20 protein-coding genes are annotated in these 17,471 nt (G+C 42.5%); 17 read left to right on the forward strand and 3 right to left on the reverse strand.

Going from position 1 to position 17,471, the window contains the following annotated elements:
* Nucleotides 1–6 precede the first annotated feature (6 nt).
* The 10 genes from AOU00_RS24285 (at nucleotide 7) to AOU00_RS24325 (ending at nucleotide 10,343) form a co-directional block, all read left to right on the forward strand.
* Nucleotides 7–915 (forward strand): ROK family protein, encoded by a 909-nt coding sequence (locus AOU00_RS24285; RefSeq protein ID WP_081330751.1) that lies wholly within the window; start codon nucleotides 7–9, stop codon nucleotides 913–915.
* A 35-nt stretch (nucleotides 916–950) separates the two neighbouring features.
* Entirely contained in the window at nucleotides 951–1,559 is a 609-nt protein-coding gene (locus tag AOU00_RS24290) for a DUF1349 domain-containing protein (protein ID WP_069291866.1), read from the forward strand.
* 202 nt (nucleotides 1,560–1,761) lie between these two features.
* Nucleotides 1,762–3,177: a glycoside hydrolase family 1 protein gene (locus AOU00_RS24295; RefSeq protein ID WP_025721091.1), complete on the forward strand. Its 1,416-nt coding sequence runs from the start codon at nucleotides 1,762–1,764 to the stop codon at nucleotides 3,175–3,177.
* A gap of 316 nt (nucleotides 3,178–3,493) precedes the next feature.
* Nucleotides 3,494–3,874, forward strand: a complete 381-nt coding sequence (locus AOU00_RS24300) for a VOC family protein (protein WP_023988486.1) — start codon at nucleotides 3,494–3,496, stop codon at nucleotides 3,872–3,874.
* 22 nt (nucleotides 3,875–3,896) lie between these two features.
* Nucleotides 3,897–4,073, forward strand: a complete 177-nt coding sequence (locus AOU00_RS26025; protein WP_237166229.1) for a maltose acetyltransferase domain-containing protein — start codon at nucleotides 3,897–3,899, stop codon at nucleotides 4,071–4,073.
* Nucleotides 4,074–4,122: 49 nt separating this feature from the next.
* Nucleotides 4,123–4,674 carry a phosphodiesterase gene (yfcE, locus tag AOU00_RS24305; RefSeq protein ID WP_069291867.1) on the forward strand — a complete coding sequence of 184 codons (552 nt, stop codon included), beginning with the start codon at nucleotides 4,123–4,125 and terminating at the stop codon, nucleotides 4,672–4,674.
* A 118-nt stretch (nucleotides 4,675–4,792) separates the two neighbouring features.
* Nucleotides 4,793–5,824, forward strand: a complete 1,032-nt coding sequence (locus AOU00_RS24310; RefSeq protein WP_069291868.1) for an agmatine deiminase family protein — start codon at nucleotides 4,793–4,795, stop codon at nucleotides 5,822–5,824.
* A 29-nt stretch (nucleotides 5,825–5,853) separates the two neighbouring features.
* Nucleotides 5,854–6,729: an N-carbamoylputrescine amidase gene (gene aguB / locus AOU00_RS24315; RefSeq protein ID WP_025721082.1), complete on the forward strand. Its 876-nt coding sequence runs from the start codon at nucleotides 5,854–5,856 to the stop codon at nucleotides 6,727–6,729.
* Nucleotides 6,730–7,209: 480 nt separating this feature from the next.
* On the forward strand, nucleotides 7,210–9,231 hold the full coding sequence (locus tag AOU00_RS24320) for an NAD(P)/FAD-dependent oxidoreductase (RefSeq protein ID WP_069291869.1): 2,022 nt from the start codon (nucleotides 7,210–7,212) through the stop codon (nucleotides 9,229–9,231).
* Nucleotides 9,232–9,422: 191 nt separating this feature from the next.
* Nucleotides 9,423–10,343 carry an aminoglycoside phosphotransferase family protein gene (locus AOU00_RS24325; RefSeq protein WP_069291870.1) on the forward strand — a complete coding sequence of 307 codons (921 nt, stop codon included), beginning with the start codon at nucleotides 9,423–9,425 and terminating at the stop codon, nucleotides 10,341–10,343.
* 44 nt (nucleotides 10,344–10,387) lie between these two features.
* On the opposite strand, the gene AOU00_RS24330 is transcribed toward AOU00_RS24325, so the two are convergent.
* The gene (locus AOU00_RS24330; protein ID WP_061830166.1) at nucleotides 10,388–10,585 is read right to left on the reverse strand and encodes a hypothetical protein; all 198 of its coding nucleotides are present in this window, start codon (nucleotides 10,583–10,585) and stop codon (nucleotides 10,388–10,390) included.
* 190 nt (nucleotides 10,586–10,775) lie between these two features.
* Between AOU00_RS24330 and AOU00_RS24335 the strand changes: the two genes are divergently transcribed.
* The 4 genes from AOU00_RS24335 to AOU00_RS24350 all read left to right on the forward strand — a co-directional run bounded on the left by AOU00_RS24335 (nucleotide 10,776) and on the right by AOU00_RS24350 (nucleotide 14,405).
* A complete protein-coding gene (locus tag AOU00_RS24335; RefSeq protein WP_061830167.1) occupies nucleotides 10,776–11,225 on the forward strand; it encodes an Imm63 family immunity protein in 450 nt (149 codons plus the stop codon).
* A 133-nt stretch (nucleotides 11,226–11,358) separates the two neighbouring features.
* Nucleotides 11,359–12,342 carry an ABC transporter substrate-binding protein gene (locus AOU00_RS24340; RefSeq protein ID WP_069291871.1) on the forward strand — a complete coding sequence of 328 codons (984 nt, stop codon included), beginning with the start codon at nucleotides 11,359–11,361 and terminating at the stop codon, nucleotides 12,340–12,342.
* Between the two features lie 33 nt (nucleotides 12,343–12,375).
* Complete coding sequence (locus AOU00_RS24345; protein ID WP_069291872.1) at nucleotides 12,376–13,401, forward strand: FecCD family ABC transporter permease; 1,026 nt, start codon at nucleotides 12,376–12,378, stop codon at nucleotides 13,399–13,401.
* Nucleotides 13,398–14,405, forward strand: a complete 1,008-nt coding sequence (locus AOU00_RS24350) for a FecCD family ABC transporter permease (protein WP_061830170.1) — start codon at nucleotides 13,398–13,400, stop codon at nucleotides 14,403–14,405. Before AOU00_RS24345 ends, AOU00_RS24350 begins: the two co-directional genes overlap by 4 nt.
* A gap of 164 nt (nucleotides 14,406–14,569) precedes the next feature.
* Here the strand turns inward: AOU00_RS24350 and AOU00_RS24355 are convergent, their stop codons facing one another.
* Entirely contained in the window at nucleotides 14,570–15,145 is a 576-nt protein-coding gene (locus tag AOU00_RS24355) for an NAD(P)H oxidoreductase (RefSeq protein ID WP_061830171.1), read from the reverse strand.
* A 233-nt stretch (nucleotides 15,146–15,378) separates the two neighbouring features.
* Here AOU00_RS24355 and AOU00_RS24360 point away from each other — a divergent pair, with 233 nt between their 5' ends.
* Nucleotides 15,379–15,750, forward strand: coding sequence for a winged helix-turn-helix transcriptional regulator (locus AOU00_RS24360; protein ID WP_061830172.1), 372 nt, complete (start codon nucleotides 15,379–15,381; stop codon nucleotides 15,748–15,750).
* Nucleotides 15,751–15,851: 101 nt separating this feature from the next.
* On the opposite strand, the gene AOU00_RS24365 is transcribed toward AOU00_RS24360, so the two are convergent.
* Nucleotides 15,852–16,280 carry a VOC family protein gene (locus tag AOU00_RS24365; RefSeq protein WP_069291873.1) on the reverse strand — a complete coding sequence of 143 codons (429 nt, stop codon included), beginning with the start codon at nucleotides 16,278–16,280 and terminating at the stop codon, nucleotides 15,852–15,854.
* A 179-nt stretch (nucleotides 16,281–16,459) separates the two neighbouring features.
* Here AOU00_RS24365 and AOU00_RS24370 point away from each other — a divergent pair, with 179 nt between their 5' ends.
* Nucleotides 16,460–16,657 carry a DUF3934 family protein gene (locus tag AOU00_RS24370; RefSeq protein WP_013310240.1) on the forward strand — a complete coding sequence of 66 codons (198 nt, stop codon included), beginning with the start codon at nucleotides 16,460–16,462 and terminating at the stop codon, nucleotides 16,655–16,657.
* 115 nt (nucleotides 16,658–16,772) lie between these two features.
* A complete protein-coding gene (locus AOU00_RS24375; RefSeq protein WP_069291874.1) occupies nucleotides 16,773–17,465 on the forward strand; it encodes a pseudouridine synthase in 693 nt (230 codons plus the stop codon).
* The last annotated feature ends 6 nt before the right edge of the window (nucleotides 17,466–17,471 follow it).

A 17,471-nucleotide genomic window follows, 5' to 3' on the forward strand; every position in this document is an offset into this window, starting at 1 on the left:
CTTAGTGTGGCAACCTGCGGAAATATTCTGAATGAGCTTCTTCAAACCGGGGAAGTATTAGAGACGGAATTGGAAGAATCGAACGGCGGACGTCCGGCTAGACGGTACAAATATAACGCTGATTATTCATATATTATCTGTTTAAATGTGAAAACGGAAGGCGGTATCCATTCTCTTACTTATGCTGTTGCCAATTTGCTTGGTGATATCATCATCGAGAATACTTCCATAGTGCCCCATATTGATTATGAGGTCATAGAAACCCAAATTGGAGAGCTGATTAATAACTATGGAAACGTCAAAGCCATTGGGATTGGCATCCCTGGGGTTGTTCATCAAGGGATTATCGATGTTTGCGATCTCGACCTGCTCATAGGAGTCCCTGTAGGTCCACGGCTTCAAGATAAATACGGATTAGAAGTTACCATTGAAAATGATATGCATTTGACAGTCTACGGATTTTATAACATGCAGAATTATGATGAGGATAAAACCTTTGCTATTGTTTCGTTTCCCAAAGACAATTTCCCCGGAGCGGGTTTTATTGTCGACGGACATTTGTTAAAAGGAAATACCAAGTTTGCGGGGGAGGTGTCCTTCTTACCCTTTGATTTAACAAGAGAGGAACAGCTTAAACAGTTAAATAGCACAGAGGGATTTGTTCCTCTGGCGATCCAAACGATTACTTCCATTATTGCAATTATAGACCCTGTATCTATCGCTTTGACTGGAGAGTTATCCAAGCCGACTCTGTTGGATGATATTTATAACGGCTGTCTAAAAGATGTACCCAAAGAACATATGCCCGAGATTTTTGTGAAAAACGATACGCATGATGAATACATGTATGGGTTGATTTCGGTGACCCTTGAAAGTCTGACGTACAATTTGCAATTGGTGGAGAAAAGGAAATAGGACATCGTTCAATAAAGCATGAGAGGATGAGATCAATGACTCAAAAATCAATTGCATGGACTACAGGAACATGGACTAATCACCCTGTATCATCCATAGAAGAAGACCAGTTTCTTAAAGTTGAAACCAGAGAAGGAAGCGACTACTGGGAAAAAACTTTGTATGGATTTGAACGCAGTAGCGGACATTCCCTGCTTACAGACTGGGAAGAAGGCTCAGCCATCGAAGTCACGTTTCAATTAGGCTCATTTACGGAGCTCTATGATCAGGCCGGTATTATGCTGTATCAAGGACAGCAAAAGTGGATTAAAGCTGGGATTGAATTAAATGACGGAATTCCTCAATTAGCTGTCGTAGTCACAGATGGCTATTCCGATTGGTCATTAGCTCCTGTACCTGAATGGGTAGGGAAAAATGTCACGATTCGTGCTTCACAGCTACAGGATGCAGTTATCATTAGAGCTCGAACCGAAAATCAAAACTGGCGCACCGTACGTGTAGCACGCTTTCCTTATGAAACGGGACAACAGGCGGGTCCTTTTGCCTGCGCGCCGACTCGAGCCGGCTTTCAGGTTATCTTTACACGTTGGGTAAGCACTGAACCAGATAGAGATATTCATGTAGATCCGCCAATTAAAGAATAGTCATTTTACTCAATAATAGAAGAGTTATAAATATGGGAGTACTTATTGGAAATAATACAGTTATAGAAGTTTTTAAAATAATACTTGACATGAAACGCGTTACAAACCTTAAGATTCATTTAGAAGTACTTATAACACATTAGCATAGAGGTAACGTATTTCTATCTAGTTAATGAAAAACATCAGCAAAGGCGGAGAAAATATGAGTACACAGTTTCCAAAAGATTTCCTGTGGGGCGGAGCAGTTGCTGCTAATCAGCTCGAAGGCGCTTATCAAGAAGATGGAAAAGGCTGGTCCATTCAGGATGTAACTCCTCGTGGTGGCTGGGGGCCCGTTACGGATGTACCAACAGAAGATAACATGAAGTTGATCGGTATTGATTTTTATCATCATTATAAAGAAGATATCAAACTTTTTGCGGAAATGGGCTTCAAAGTATTCCGTACTTCTATTGCATGGTCACGTATCTTCCCTAAAGGTGACGAACTGGAGCCTAACGAAAAGGGCTTGCAATTTTATGATGATTTGTTTGATGAACTTCACAAATATGGAATTGAGCCACTCGTTACATTATCTCACTATGAAACACCTTTACATTTATCCAGAGAATACGATGGTTGGGTAAACCGTAAGCTTGTTGATTTTTATGAGCGCTATGCTACAACTGTATTTAATCGCTACAAAGATAAAGTTAAATACTGGTTGACTTTCAATGAAATCAACTCCATTCTTGAAGCACCATTCATGAGTGGAGGAATTAGCACACCAAAAGATCAACTTAGTGAGCAAGATCTTTATCAAGCTATTCACCATGAGCTTGTAGCGAGTGCAAGAGCGGTAAAAATCGGTCACCAGATCAACCCTGATTTCAAAATTGGCTGTATGGTGCTGAGTATGCCTACTTATCCGCTAACACCTAATCCAGACGATGTGATTGCTGCGATGGAATTTGATCACAGAAACATGGCATTTGCCGATATTCACGCAAGAGGTCAATACCCTGGTTACATGAAACGATTCTTTAAAGAAAACGGAATTTCTATTCACTTTGAACCAGGTGATGCCGAAGATTTGAAGCATACCGTTGATTTTATCTCGTTCAGCTATTATATGAGTACTTGTGAGACAGCTGACGAAGCTAAAAAAGTCAAAGGTGAAGGTAACATCCTTGGTGGTGTCAGCAATCCGCATCTCGAGGCAAGTGAGTGGGGCTGGCAAATTGATCCGCAAGGTCTGCGTTATGTACTGAATACGTTCTATGATCGCTTCCAAAAACCACTGTTCATCGTTGAAAATGGCCTGGGCGCCGTTGATGAACTAATCACGAATGAAAAAGGCGAAAAAACGGTTGAGGATGACTACCGAATCAACTACCTGAATGATCATTTGGTTCAAGTTGGAGAAGCTATTGAGGACGGAGTAGAGGTTTTGGGCTATACGTCTTGGGGATGTATTGACCTTGTCAGCGCTTCGACCGCTCAGCTTAAAAAACGTTATGGCTACATTTACGTAGACCGTCATGATGATGGCAGCGGTACACTTGAGAGATATCCGAAGAAATCGTTCCATTGGTACAAAGAAGTTATTGCTACGAACGGTGAAAGCTTGAAACGTTAATTTATAAATAAACCTGTGATTAAGTATTAAATATACAATCAAGGCTTATAGATAGCGACCGCTTCTTCTCTTTTACGAAGCGGTCGCTAATTTTTTAGGGGTATTAGCAACCGAATTACAAACTGAGTACGAAAGGGCTTTCATGAATGATTCGTAAGCGTTATTTATTGATATTTGATGATAAATAGATTGGACAAAAATGAATTACTGAGATATATTGAGACTTATTAAAACGTTAATAATAACTGTGCTAAAAATTGAGTCCAGTATAAATTAATGATTTTTTAATGATGAGGGCTGCAGAAGGAGGAAAATAATGAAGATTGAGCATGTAGCGATCTGGGTGAGAGACTTAGAAAAGATGAAAAGCTTTTACGAGCAATATTTTGATGGAAAATCTAACGATAAATATTATAACGCTACAAAAGGATTTGAGTCCTATTTTATCACCTTTGAGGATGGAGCAAGGTTAGAGGTTATGCGTAAAACGGGAGTAGATCATTCACCACAGATAAATATTACGGGCTGGGCTCATGTGGCATTTTCCGTTGGAAGTAAAGCTCGGGTGAATGAAAAGACAGAGCAGCTCATGCATGCAGGATATGAAGTTGTGGGTCAGCCAAGATTGACAGGTGACGGCTATTATGAAAGCGTAATTAAAGATCCAGAAGGTAATTTGGTGGAAATTTCAATGTGAGTAGCTTTCCAGTTCTGAAGAGTTGATTGAAGAACGTTTATACGCCAAAAGTCTCTGCCACGAATATAATCAACTTCATCCTAGAAATATCGAAGAACGAGAAACACTCATCAAAACTTTACTTGGGAAGACAACTGATAGAATGTTACCAAATAAAAGAACATTTTTGCACAGATTTGTTCAGGGAATAATGCAATAATGTGCTTAAGTGGAATATTTTTAGTCTATTCAGAAAGGAAAGAACAATCATGAAATTGATGTTTATATCAGATATTCACGGCTCATTACACTGGTTGCAATTGGCACTGGAAAAGTACAGGGAGGAGAAAGCCGATCGTCTTATTCTGCTCGGAGATTATATGTACCACGGACCACGTAATCCGTTACCAGAAGGGTATAATCCGGCAGAAGTGGCAGCTCTGCTGAATAAGTACAAGTCCCATATTGCGGTTTCTGTGCGCGGGAATTGCGATGCAGAGGTGGATCAGATGCTACTGGAGTTTCCTATGATGGGTGATTATGCTTTGTTGCACCATGAAGGACGGCGAATCTATGTTACGCACGGACATGGCTTTAGTATCGGAAATTTACCACCGCTGGAAGCGGGAGATGTGTTCATCCAGGGACATACTCATATTCCGGTAGCGGATGTGGAAAATGGGGTCTTTATACTGAACCCCGGTTCGATCTCGCTGCCAAAAGAAAACTACCCATCCTCTTACGGTGTGCTGGAGGGAGCACAATTCACTGTGAAGGATATTGATGGGAATACGGTGAAAGCAATCACCTTTTCAAACTAATTTATTCCAATGTGAATGTAAATTATTAAAACTTTTTCGCTTCGATTGAGACAAAGATCATATTATTGTATGATAGGAGCGGAGTCTACATTATGAAAAAGAAAGAGAGCTTCAATACATGCAAATTAAGGATTCACATTATAAGATGCCGCCTGAATGGGCGCCACATGAACGCACGTATATTTCTTGGCCTGTAAAATCTTCAATGGTTTACCCAGATATGCATGCTGATGTATGCAAGGGGTATGCCGGAATTGTACGCGCCATGGCGGAATTTGAACCAGTTACTGTGGTCGTAAATCCGGATGATCTGGAGAGCGTTAAGGCGCTTGAACTTGGGGAACGGGTAGAACTGCTGCCGATTGAGCACAGCGATGCGTGGCTGCGTGACAACGGCCCTACTTTTCTCACAGACGAGCATGGTCAATTGGCAGGTGTAAACTGGAAGTTTAACGCCTGGGGCGGCAAATACGCTCCATGGGATCTAGATGACCAGGTTGCGCCGCAAATTTTGGACCAACTTGGAGTTCCACGGTTTGATGCACCGCTGGTGATGGAAGGCGGCTCACTGCACGTAGACGGCGAAGGCACACTGATTACAACCGAAGAGTGTTTGCTCAATCCCAACCGAAATCCGGAATTAAGCAGAGAAGAAATTGAACGGTATGTATGTGAGTATACAGGTGTAGAGAAAATAATATGGCTAAAACGTGGTCTTAGTGGCGACGAAACAGATGGCCATGTGGACAATATTGCTTGCTTTGCAGCTCCTGGCAAGGTCATTATGCAAGTATGTGATGATCCTGAGGATGAAAATTACGAAATCACGCAGGAAAATCTGCGTATTTTGGAGCAAGCAACGGATGCCCAAGGCCGTAAGCTGGAAGTGATTCGGATCGGTCAGCCGCCGCGCGTGGATTATGAAGATAGCCGATTGACACTGAGCTATATTAACTTCTACTTTGTGAATGGCGGCATTATTTTGCCGGTGTTTGGCGGTACTGCCGCTAAGAGCGATCTTGCAGCTGAGCAAGTGCTGGCAAATGTATTTCCAGATCGCACCATTCGTACTGTAGACGGTATGGCGGTCATCCGTGAAGGCGGTAACGTGCACTGTACGACCCAGCAGATGCCTGCTGTAAAGCGTTGAATGATACAACATCTAAAAGGAGGACTAACGTGAGAAAAGTAAAAGTGGCTGCAACTCAAATGAGCTGCTCTACCAATATCGAAGAAAATATTAGTAAAGCAGAGAAGTTAGTACGTGAAGCGGCAGCGCAGGGCGCACAAATTATTTTGCTGCAAGAGTTGTTCGAGACTCCATATTTCTGTCAGAAGGAAAAGTCTGATTATTATTCATATGCAACTGAGCTGGAGCACAACAAGGCGGTTAACCATTTTAAGAAGATCGCCAAGGAATTACAGGTTGTGCTGCCCATCAGTTTTTATGAAAAGAAAAACTACGCGCGCTACAACAGTCTTGCTGTCATTGACGCGGACGGTGAAGTGTTGGGTAAATATCGTAAAAGCCATATTCCGGACGGTCCTGGGTATGAGGAAAAATTTTATTTTAATCCGGGCGATACCGGTTTTAAAGTATGGAATACACGTTATGCCAAAATTGGGGTAGGCGTGTGCTGGGATCAATGGTACCCTGAGGCGGCCCGCTGTATGGCGCTCATGGGCGCAGAACTTTTGTTCTATCCGACAGCTATTGGCTCGGAACCGCAGGACTCTGCCATTGATTCCAAGGATCACTGGCAGACCTGTATGCTGGGTCATGCGGCTTCCAATCTGATTCCAGTCATTGCTTCCAATCGGATTGGAACTGAAACAGACGAGGACTCCAGTATTACATTCTACGGTTCTTCCTTTATTGCCGGACATCAAGGTAACAAGATCGCAGAAGCGGGTCGTACCGATGAGGAAGTGCTTACTGCTGAATTTGATCTGGATGAGCTGGAAGTAGGACGGATTGAATGGGGCATTTTCCGTGACCGTCGTCCTGAACTGTACAATATGATTGCCACCTATGATGGTGATTTAAAAGTATAATCTGTATACGGATAGACAAGTCTCCCTTGACGTCAAGCTGGGGTGTTTCCTTTCATTGGACTCACCCCGCTTTTCGGGCAGGGGATTTTTGTATTCAGAAAAAATGGATATGCCACAATGTGTGGAGTGTTGGACAGATATGTGAGGGAAGGGATTTTGGAGCGTGTACCCAAGTGTTTCAAAAGAACAGATCGGTAGGCGGTTCGGAATATTAGCATGATTTTTTTCACACAAAAGGGACATTCCTCACAGGTTTGTTCCTTTTTTATGTCTTAATCCAGTTAATCTATAGACTGAAACTATGATTCACTACATAAAATAGCATTAGAATTTATGAATTAGATGATATAAAATCAAACCATAAGGAATGATCGTACTCAATAACATCTCGATATTCCCGAAAGTGAAAAAAATCACATATGAAAATGCTTTAATGGAAGCTTTAACATGAAATTTGTAAACTCGCAAGGAGGAAGAACAATGAACCACTATCCTGCTATCTTTGAACCTCTAACCATACGACGCATGACCTTGAAAAATCGGATTGTTATGCCCCCGATGGGAACTAACTTTGCTGCCATGGACGGAAGCTTTGTTCAGGATCATATTGACTATTACGTGCAACGGGCCAAAGGTGGTACCGGCTTGATAACAGTAGAAAATGTTTGTCTGGATTTCCCAATGGGTACGAACGGAACAACCCAGCTGCGTATGGATAACGATCAGTTTATTCCCGGACTATTTAGATTAACAGAAGCCCTGCACTCTTATGGAGCTTGTGTTTCTGTACAAATTAACCATGCGGGTGCTTCGGCTTATGCGGGACGACTGAACGGAGTTCAGCCTGTATCTTCTTCGAATATTCCTTCTAAAAAGGGCGGAGCCATTCCAAGACCTCTGCAAAAAGAAGAAATTTACGCCATTGTGCGCAAATACGGAGAAGCAGCGGGAAGAGCGCAACGAGCAGGATTTGACTGTGTTGAAATTCATGCGGGACACTCCTACTTGCTGAGTCAGTTTCTTTCGCCGATGTATAATAAACGCACGGATGAATTTGGCGGAAGCGCAGAAAACCGTACCCGTTTTGCCAGATTAGTCATTGATGAAATTCGTTCAGTGGTGGGCCCATTTTTCCCTATTTGCTTACGGTTTAGCGCGGAAGAGTTCACAGAAGGTGGGAACACACTGGAAGATACACTCGAGTTATTGGAGTATCTTAATGATGAGGTAGATATTCTGAACGTTTCTGCTGCTCTGAACGATTCCATCCAGTTCCAGATTGACGGGATGAACTTGCCGGATGGTTGGCGCTCATATATGGCCAAAGCGGTAAAAGAAAAATTCGGGAAGATCACGATGACCTCAGGTAATATTCGGAGCCCACAGGCTGCGCAGCATATTTTGGAGAGAGGTGACGCTGATCTTCTGGCAATGGGTAGAGGCTTGATTGCAGAACCGAACTGGGTGCTTAAAGTGCAAAACGGCTACGAACATTTGCTTAGAAAATGCATCTCTTGCAACATTGGTTGTGCGGATCATCGTATCTCCAAAAGTAAACCGATTTGCTGTACGGTAAATCCGGATCTGTTCAAAGAAGCTGAATACCGGAAACAACGAGTTAAGAACAATGTTCAGGTTGTTGTTATTGGTGGTGGGACCGCTGGTATGGAAGCTGCATGTACGGCAGCCGAAGTAGGCTGTAAAGTAACCCTCTTTGAGGAAAAACCAGAGTTGGGCGGCTTGGCTCGTGATATTGCCCGCCTGCCAGACAAAACACGCATCAATGATTTCCCTGATTATCTGATTCAGCGTACCAAACAGTTAACCAATCTGAACATTGTAACAGGGGCCCGAGCCGATTTGGCGATGATTAGTGCTCTGAATCCTGATATTATTGTCAATGCGACGGGGGCCACACCACTTCTTCCGCCCATTGCAGGTTTACATGAGCAACTGGGTAAACCAGGTACAAAAGTGTTCTCCATCTTTGATCTTTTGCACAACATGGAGAAATTCCAGGAATTTGAAGGTAAACGCATTGCTGTAGTTGGCGGTGGAGCCGTGGGACTGGATGTCGTCGAATATTATGCAGAGCGTGGAGCACAAGAGGTTTCTATTATTGAGATGATGCCGTTACTGGGTAAAGACCTGGATATGATTACTCGGATTTCCATGATGAAAATGGTAGAGGAGCGGGAAGTGAACGTCCATACGGAAACAGCTTTGACAGAAGTGTGTAGCGACCGCTTCAAAGTAAAGCATGGAGAACAGGAGTTTGAGATTCCTTTTGATCTTGGATTCGTATGCTTGGGTATGCGTTCACACAGTCCGCTGATGGACAGCTTGCTCGAATATGGTAAAGAACATCAAGTAGAAGTTATTAATATCGGGGATAGTAAACAAGCTCGTCGTATTATTGATGGCACACGTGAAGGTCGAAATATTCTGAAAACCATTCAACGGGTAGACGAATTTAAACATGAGTTTTCTTATTCTTACTGATTTGAAAATACAAGTGATGGGTGTTCACGATGGCAACTCAGTGAATATTGAGGTTGAAGAGACGGCTTGTCTTTTCAGCCTTTTTTATTTGAGTTTTTCCGGGAAGAGGATTGATTCCTCTGTCATTACGAAGGTAAACTATGGAAAGCATATATAGTAAGTAAGGCTATCTTAACGTGGGGGGGATGAGCGTGAATCAACTCTTTAGTGAAATACCGGGTGCCAGCAGGTGGAGCCACGTGGAAGAAATTCATAGAGGCTGGTCCAGTGACAAAAAATATTATATTCAAACCACTGACGGTAGGGACTTGCTGCTAAGAATGGCGGATATGGTTCATTATGATAAAAAAAAGCGCGAGTTTGAAGCTGTAACAAAGCTGAACCACGTGGAGAATCTGTTCATGTCCCGGCCGCTTGAATTTGGGATTTGTCATGATGGTCAATCTGTATATTCCCTGTTCACCTGGATCGAAGGGAAAGATGCTGAAGAGATTATCCATACGTTGACCGCAGCACAACAGTATCAACTCGGGGTTCAAGCAGGAGATGCATTGAAAAAAATGCATGAGATTCATGCGGAGCAAGATCGAGTCCCATGGGCTGAACATTATAATGGAAAAATAAACAGATATATTACAAACTATAAGTCATGCGGTATTCCCCTAAAGGGAGCAGATCAAGCCATAAGCTTTATTGAGCAAAATCGTCAGCTATTAGAAAATCGTCCCCAGACTTTTCAGCATGGGGATTATCATGTGGGCAATATGGTGGTTACCCCATCCGGTGAGCTGGGTATCATCGATTTTAATAGAATGGATTATGGTGATCCTTGGGAGGAATTCAATAGAATTACCTGGTGTGCAGTATTAAGTCCTTTATTCGCTTCGGGCCGTATCCACGGTTATTTTAATAACCATGTACCTGATTTATTTTTTAGATTAATGGCTCTGTATATTGCAAGCAATCAGCTTTCATCGGTTCACTGGGCCATTCCATTTGGCAAAAAAGAGGTGGACGATATGGTGCAACGAGCTGAAGAGGTTTTGGAAGCGTATGATTACTTTCAAACCTATATACCGAAATGGTATGTGCCCAGTTACCGAGACTTGTAAAAGCGAAGACCGCCCCTCCTGGGAGTGACGGTCTATTTTTTCTATTATTGTTTCTTAATCTTATACGTAAATTCCCAAACGGCTTGATGACCTGAGTAACGTCCACGGTTTTCAGTAACCGTCACTCTTAGCTTAACGGTAGAACCTTTGGCAGAAACAGAGGAGACCTTTACATTCTTGGTGGCTTCGCCTTCAACAACAGGGATATTACTACCAATAGAATAGCCGATGCTTTCGTCCATACTCTATTCATTCGCCTGTCTCCTTCAGTTGGATATATTGAGGGAAATCCCTCTATTCTAATTATCGTTTGCATCAAAAAAAATTGTTAATGGTTGGTAAAAAAAGAGTTTGACTTCTTATTGCATTACTTGTGATCTAATTTAACTATGACTTGAATTTATTTAGTAGAGAAAGGCAAGGGAAAATTTGATGAAAAAAATATACAGTGAACAAGAAATCATAGATATGACTATTAAGCTGCTTGAACAAACTTCAATATATGAAGAACAGTATGAGCAATATGTAAGACGACCTTTCCGTACGGATTTTTATGATGATCTTAGTCCGTATGTGCAAGTAGGCAAGCGGGGTTATACGCTCCAGATGTATGAAAGAGGCATACAGATGCTAAACAAGCTTACGAAAGATGTAGAGGATGTGATTTATTGGATTATCGAAGATACGATTCACATCATTGCTCATCTAAATCTGCTTCGCAAATATAAAGTGGATAACATAAATACTCATTTAAAATATACCAAGGAGATCATGAAGGAGCTGACAACTGTAATGAACAAAGCCTTTTATGAAATTGGAGGAATCTATCAGGAATGGCATGAAGCAAATAGAAGAGGGGAGCTGGAGAACCCATTAAAGTAAAACATAAAACTTAAAGAAACAGTTGACAATCAGTGAGGTAAAATTTACAATTTGATATTAGTGATAATGATTATCAATATCACTAATTTTAAGTATGTTTTGCACTTACTATATTTCAAAGGAGATTTACAACATGCATCGTATGATGAATAAGAAGTTTCACATGATTTTATGTGCACTATTCGTAGTGATTTTCGTTATTTCAGGTTGCGGGAATGCTGGCAGTTCCTCTGATTCATCTGCTAAACCCGCGTCGTCCGCGAAGGAAGAGGCAAGCAGTGATTCTGATACGCGTACAGTCTCTACGGTAAAAGGAGACGTGAAGGTGCCCGCTAATCCTCAACGGGTAGTCGTGAACTGGTATGTTGGCGATGTATTTACACTAGGGATTAAGCCGGCCGCAGTCATGGGGTGGAAACAAGAAACGATGCCTTTTTACGATAAATTTAACGACATCCCCAATATTGAAAAGTGGGAAACTGAGGAAATTATGAAGTATGATCCTGATCTCATCATTACATATGATACAAAGGATTATGATAAGTTGTCTAAAATTGCGCCTGTTCTTGTGATACCTGAGGATAAAATGACCTCTATAGAACGTTTGAAATTCCTTGGTCAGGCCACAGGACATGAAGCAGAAGCAGACAAAGTGATTTCACTGTTTGAAAGCAAGCTGAGTCAGGCCAAAGAAAAACTAAATTCCGACATATTCAAGGACAAAACGTTTAGCATTTTCGAGGATTGGGGCAGTGGCTCTTACGGAATATATTATGAAACAGGCTCACGTGGAGGAACGTTGCTTTACAATTATCTGGGACTTCACAAACCGGAAAAGCTCAACACATTGGTTAAAAATTCCGGAGAGCGTCGGGGTTCTTTATCCTACGAGGTAGCTGCTGAATACTTTGGAGATTATGTCCTTTGGTTTAAGCAGGAAGGCAAGGAATCTGAATATGCGAAGACAAAAATCTGGAGCAGTATTCCAGCCGTTAAAAACGGACATATCATCGAAATTCCAGCGAAATATGCAGGACTGTTCTATTATTCGGACGTTGCTAGTATGACGGGACAGCTAGATTATATGATTAGCAAATTGCTGGAACAGACTAAGTAACGATGCATAATTGATCAACTAAGGGTGTAATCGATGTCTACTCACAAAGAACCAAATAAAAAAGGAATATTTCATTTTGTAAGCTACATGATCGTGGGCGTGTTCCTGCTCCTGCTGGTTACCGCAGCATCTATTACCTTTGGTGCTGCGGAAATGAGCCTGAAGCTGGCATGGGGTGCTATATTTCAGTTTGATCCCAACATTACAGAACATCAGATTATTCACACCTTGCGTTTTCCACGAACCGTGGCAGATATCATTGTAGGGTGCAGCTTGGCTGTGTGTGGGGCAATTATGCAGGGAACCACTCGTAATCCACTAGCGGATTCGGGACTCATTGGCATAAGTTCTGGCTCGACATTTGCTATTGCGTTATGTATGGCCTTTTTGCCTGGTCACACCTACGGAGAAACCATGCTGTATTCTTGTCTAGGTGCAGCAATCACTACAGGCATTACGTATTACATCGCATCTATAGGCAAGCGAGGAATGACGCCTCAGCGACTGGTGCTGGCAGGACTGTCCATCTCCATGCTTTTTGGTGCGTTTAGTACGTTTATCGCTATTAAGTATGAGATTGGCCAAGCCCTTGATTACTGGTCTGCTGGTGGTACAGCCAGTGCCAAGTGGGGTGAATTAGCTTTCATTGCGCCACTGTTTGTAGTGGGTTTGATCTGTGCCATCGTGCTTTCTCCCTCGATTACGATTTTGAGCTTCGGGGAGGATGTGGCATCAGGCTTGGGTATTCGTGCAAACAGGATTAAGTTGTTTTCAACCTTAATTGTATTAATTCTAACGGGGTTATCGGTTATTGTGGTCGGCCCTGTTGGCTTCGTTGGTTTGATCGTGCCACACATTATGCGCCATCTGGTCGGAACGGATTATCGGTATATTATCCCGGCCTCAGCTTTGTATGGAGCAGTCTTTCTGTTGGCGGCGGATTTACTCGGACGTCTGATCAATCGTCCTCACGAAACACCCCTTGGCATTATTTTTGCCTTGGTGGGCGTACCCTATTTTCTCTACCTTGTGCGCAAGCAGAGGAGGGAGTTTAGTTGAAACTGTCCCGTAATACCAGGGGGATTAGCATTATTTTACTGTTAGTAGTGCTGACGCTGCTAGTGGCTGTACTTAGTATGAATGTTGGGAAAATGAACCTAACTCCACTCGAAGTTTTCAAGGTCATCATTGGCGAAGGAACGAGCAAACAGAACCTGATCGTGTTTGACTTTCGACTGCCACGTATTGTGCTTTCTATATTGGTAGGTATTGGCATGGGGATATCAGGCTGTATTATGCAAAGCTTGCTCAAAAACGACATGGCCAGTCCGGGAACACTCGGCATCAGCTCAGGCTCAGGGTTATTTGTACTTATGTATATTACGTTGTTCGCTAGTGAAGGATTGCTATCGCCTATTCTTCTTCCTGGGCTGGCTTTTGCAGGCGGCCTTACGGCAGCATTTTTGATTTTTATGTTTGCTTTCAGGCGGGGAAGAGACATCTCGCCTACAGGCTTAATTTTAACTGGTGTCGCTATGGGCAGTGGCTACAGCGCATTATCTCTGATGTTGACACTCCGGCTAGACAAGCAACAGTATGACTTTGCTTTGAGATGGCAGGCTGGAGACCTGTGGGGGGACGACTGGAGCTATATTATGGTGCTGCTCCCGTGGGTGCTTATCATCTGTATTTACGTTTTTTACAGGTCTAACACACTCAATACGTTGAATTTGGGGAATCAGACAGCATCGGGCCTCGGCGTAGCAATTAAAAGGGAGTTTATCGGCTTGACGATTGCTGCCGTTGCGCTTGCTTCTGGTAGCGTGGCACTTGGCGGAAATTTCTTTTTTGTAGGCATGGTCAGCCCCCATCTAGCACGCAAGCTAGTAGGGCCCAATCATAAGCTATTGCTACCTACGACGGCATTCGTTGGTGCACTCGTCATTTTGATTGCTGACACACTTACTCGAACGATTAGTTTTGGGGCAGATATTCCAACCGGAATTATTATCACCATACTGGTCACCCCTTATTTCCTTTACTTACTGTCGAAAGCCAGTTAAATGCAGATAAATGAAAAGACGCTAACCCATGTCCATAGAAAAAATGGCTAGGTTAGTATCTTTTTTTGTTACTACTTAGGTCTCCTTGTGGAAAAACAATTCTTTCTCACATTCTGTTAGGATTTCCGGCCTTCGTGTTGAAGGGTGGGGATTGTAAATAAAGCCTAATCCTTGGCATAATTCAAACCCAAGTGATAAGCTTGGTCCAGCAGCATTTCAAAATGACCGGAATTTGAACTCAGGGTTTCATATAAGAATTCAACCTTGGAATTGGAAACCCCGCAATAATCTGCAATTCCCACATTCAGCAAATGAGTAATCATTTCATCATACTTACGCTTTTTCATCTGTTCCTTCGAAACTCCGGCCAAGCCAATCCACAAGACATGCTGATGATGCAGGTAATTCGAACCGTACGCAAACCCATTGTTCCATACACGGTCAATATAACCCTTCAGCATAGCTGGCAAACTCCACCACCAAAGAGGAAAAATAAATGCCAATGCATCATGCTCCTTCATCCGCCTCATTTCCATTTCTACTTCAGGGGAAAAGGACTGTTCCGCAACTGTCAAATCCGGTTCATCTACTCCTTTTAAAATAGGATCAAAACCAATCTCATGCAAATCCAATATCTCATAATCGTGGCCTGCATCGGCAAGACCCTGTACGAAACGATCAGCAACCTTAAAGGTCAAGGAATCTTTTCTCGGGTGTGAAACAACGGTTAATACTTTCATGCTTCTTCACTACCTTTCTCAATAGTTTACTTCTAGGAATGCTCAATGCTTGATGCTATTATATACAGTAGGAAAATAATCTGGAAGTACGCACTTTCAAGTTCTATAGGATGATACAGGTGCCATAGGAACATGGAAGTGCCCTAGGTAGATTCCCTAGAAACTGATCTGAGTAATGAATTGAAGTGATGGTTGTTCTGAGCAAACGAAGCCTTCTAAAGGAGGATTAAGAAATGACTGAACAGATAAAAAATAGGGTTCAAAAGAAGTATCAAGTTGGAGTGGAAGCGGCTTTAGAGGTGATGGGAGGGAAATGGAAGCCTTTGATTATCTACCATCTGATGACAGGACGGAAACGAACATCTGAGTTTCGTCGGTTAATACCCGGCATTACACAAAAAATGCTGACTACTCAGCTCAGAGGCCTAGAAAAGGATGAGATCGTTACACGAAAGGTTTATAATGAAGTCCCTCCTAAAGTGGAGTATGAGTTAACGGACTACGGCTGGGGATTAAAACCCGCGCTAGACCATTTATGCTACTGGGGAGAGGATCACTTGGATAAGATCCATGGAGACAAATTCAAGGTTTTGGAAGAATTCTAAGGCTGCTGTATAGAGTAACTTCAAGCTAATATTAAGCCCTCACAAAGCATTCAGTCAGAATAGCTTGTGAGGGCTTAACTGTCGTAGGTTAATATAACAGACTAACTGTCGGTCATTCCGTTATCATAGCTTAACTGCCATTCAATTCCGAACTTATCTTTAAGGCTACCGTAACATTTACTCCAAAATGTTTCTTGAAGTTCCATGCTTACGGTTCCTCCTTCTTTTAACTTATGAAAGTACGATCGAATTTTCTCTTCGTCCTTATTGACGATGGCGAGGCTGATGTTGTTTCCGGCTACGAAAAGCATACCAGGAAAAACGTCTGAGAACATGACATTACTACCATCAATTTGAAGCCGCGTATGCATGACCAAATTTTTGGCTTCTTCAGGGAGAGGATAATCGGGGTTGGGTGGTGCTTCACCAAACGTCATGATTTGTGGTTTCTCAGTCCCAAATGCCTCTGCGTAAAACTCCGCTGCTTCACGACAATTTCCATTAAAGTTAAGATAAACATCAACAGACATGTGTTTCACTCCTTCAAGAATCATTATTTACTTGCAAACAAACAAAAATACAACAAGATCCGTTTTGCGAAAGTATTTGCGGCTTAACATGTTCAATTTTTAAAAGAAATGGGCATGATGATCAAAGTAATGGTATGATAGCTTAGTTAAATCTGAACGACTAGTAATGGAGTGATCATATGGGTGGAAAAAGCAAGGGCGGCGGGACCGGCAGAGGTACAGGTAGTAAGGGCTGGACACGCTGGAACAAAACTGCGAAGCCAGTAAGAACAAAAAGCGCTTCTACAAGCGCACCGGGAAGCAAAGCGGCAGGTGGTACAAAAGGCGGCACAGCCAAACCAACAAGGAATAAAAGCGGCGGCAACAGTAGCAAATAAGCCGGGAAAGTATAAGTTGTCGTAAACGTCGAACATCTGATTAAGCAAGAACAATCAGGTGTTTTTTTAATTATTTACTTAAACTCGCATATTATAAATCAGAAGCAGGTGAATTGTGAGAATTAACAAGTACATCAGTGAGACAGGATTTTGCTCACGTCGGGAAACCAACAGGCTGATTGCAGCAGGACGAATTACAATTAATGGAAATGTTTGTGAAGCGGGCGCGGAAGTAGAGCCACAGGATATCGTGCTGATTGATGGAGAAGCTATTCCGCTTAATTCCAGTGAACCTGTATATTTGGCTCTGAATAAGCCTATAGGCATTGTTTGTACCGCAGCGGAGCAAGTGGCTGGCAATATTATTAGTTATGTCAATTATCCTTCGCGGATTTTTGCCATCGGCAGGCTGGATAAAGCGTCAGAGGGACTCATTCTATTAACCAACGATGGAAGCATTGTCAATCAAATGATGCGTTCCGAACATGGTCATGAGAAGGAGTATGTAGTGACTGTAGACCAACCTGTTACAAACGAGTTTACGCAGGCCATGTCTTGTGGCGTTGAAATATTGAACGTCATTACCAAACCGTGCAAGGTTGATCGTACGAGCGAATACGAGTTCCGCATTATTTTGACGCAGGGTCTGAACTTGCAAATTCGCAGAATGTGCAAGGCCTTGGGGTACAGGGTGCTAAAGCTGGAACGTGTTCGAATTATGAATATTACCTTGGATCATCTGGAACGTGGGCAATGGAGACATCTTGAAAGGGAGGAACTGGAGTTGCTTCTTGCTAAATTGCAATAATGAGTA

Origin of the sequence: Paenibacillus polymyxa, from assembly GCF_001719045.1 — a bacterium.
In the GTDB taxonomy this organism is placed as follows: Bacteria; Bacillota; Bacilli; order Paenibacillales; family Paenibacillaceae; genus Paenibacillus; species Paenibacillus polymyxa_B.

Bases quoted from the DNA above. Each gene is read 5' to 3' on its own strand.
- AOU00_RS24295 (WP_025721091.1), top strand. From the start codon at position 1,762: ATGAGTACACAGTTTCCAAAAGATTTCCTGTGGGGCGGAGCAGTTGCT.
- AOU00_RS24290 (WP_069291866.1), top strand. From the start codon at position 951: ATGACTCAAAAATCAATTGCATGGACTACAGGAACATGGACTAATCAC.
- AOU00_RS24320 (WP_069291869.1), top strand. From the start codon at position 7,210: ATGAACCACTATCCTGCTATCTTTGAACCTCTAACCATACGACGCATG.
- yfcE (WP_069291867.1), top strand. From the start codon at position 4,123: ATGAAATTGATGTTTATATCAGATATTCACGGCTCATTACACTGGTTG.
- AOU00_RS24365 (WP_069291873.1), bottom strand. From the start codon at position 16,280: ATGTCTGTTGATGTTTATCTTAACTTTAATGGAAATTGTCGTGAAGCA.
- AOU00_RS24355 (WP_061830171.1), bottom strand. From the start codon at position 15,145: ATGAAAGTATTAACCGTTGTTTCACACCCGAGAAAAGATTCCTTGACC.
- AOU00_RS24360 (WP_061830172.1), top strand. From the start codon at position 15,379: ATGACTGAACAGATAAAAAATAGGGTTCAAAAGAAGTATCAAGTTGGA.
- AOU00_RS24335 (WP_061830167.1), top strand. From the start codon at position 10,776: ATGAAAAAAATATACAGTGAACAAGAAATCATAGATATGACTATTAAG.
- AOU00_RS24370 (WP_013310240.1), top strand. From the start codon at position 16,460: ATGGGTGGAAAAAGCAAGGGCGGCGGGACCGGCAGAGGTACAGGTAGT.
- AOU00_RS24330 (WP_061830166.1), bottom strand. From the start codon at position 10,585: ATGGACGAAAGCATCGGCTATTCTATTGGTAGTAATATCCCTGTTGTT.
- AOU00_RS24345 (WP_069291872.1), top strand. From the start codon at position 12,376: ATGTCTACTCACAAAGAACCAAATAAAAAAGGAATATTTCATTTTGTA.
- AOU00_RS24300 (WP_023988486.1), top strand. From the start codon at position 3,494: ATGAAGATTGAGCATGTAGCGATCTGGGTGAGAGACTTAGAAAAGATG.
- AOU00_RS24340 (WP_069291871.1), top strand. From the start codon at position 11,359: ATGCATCGTATGATGAATAAGAAGTTTCACATGATTTTATGTGCACTA.
- AOU00_RS24310 (WP_069291868.1), top strand. From the start codon at position 4,793: ATGCAAATTAAGGATTCACATTATAAGATGCCGCCTGAATGGGCGCCA.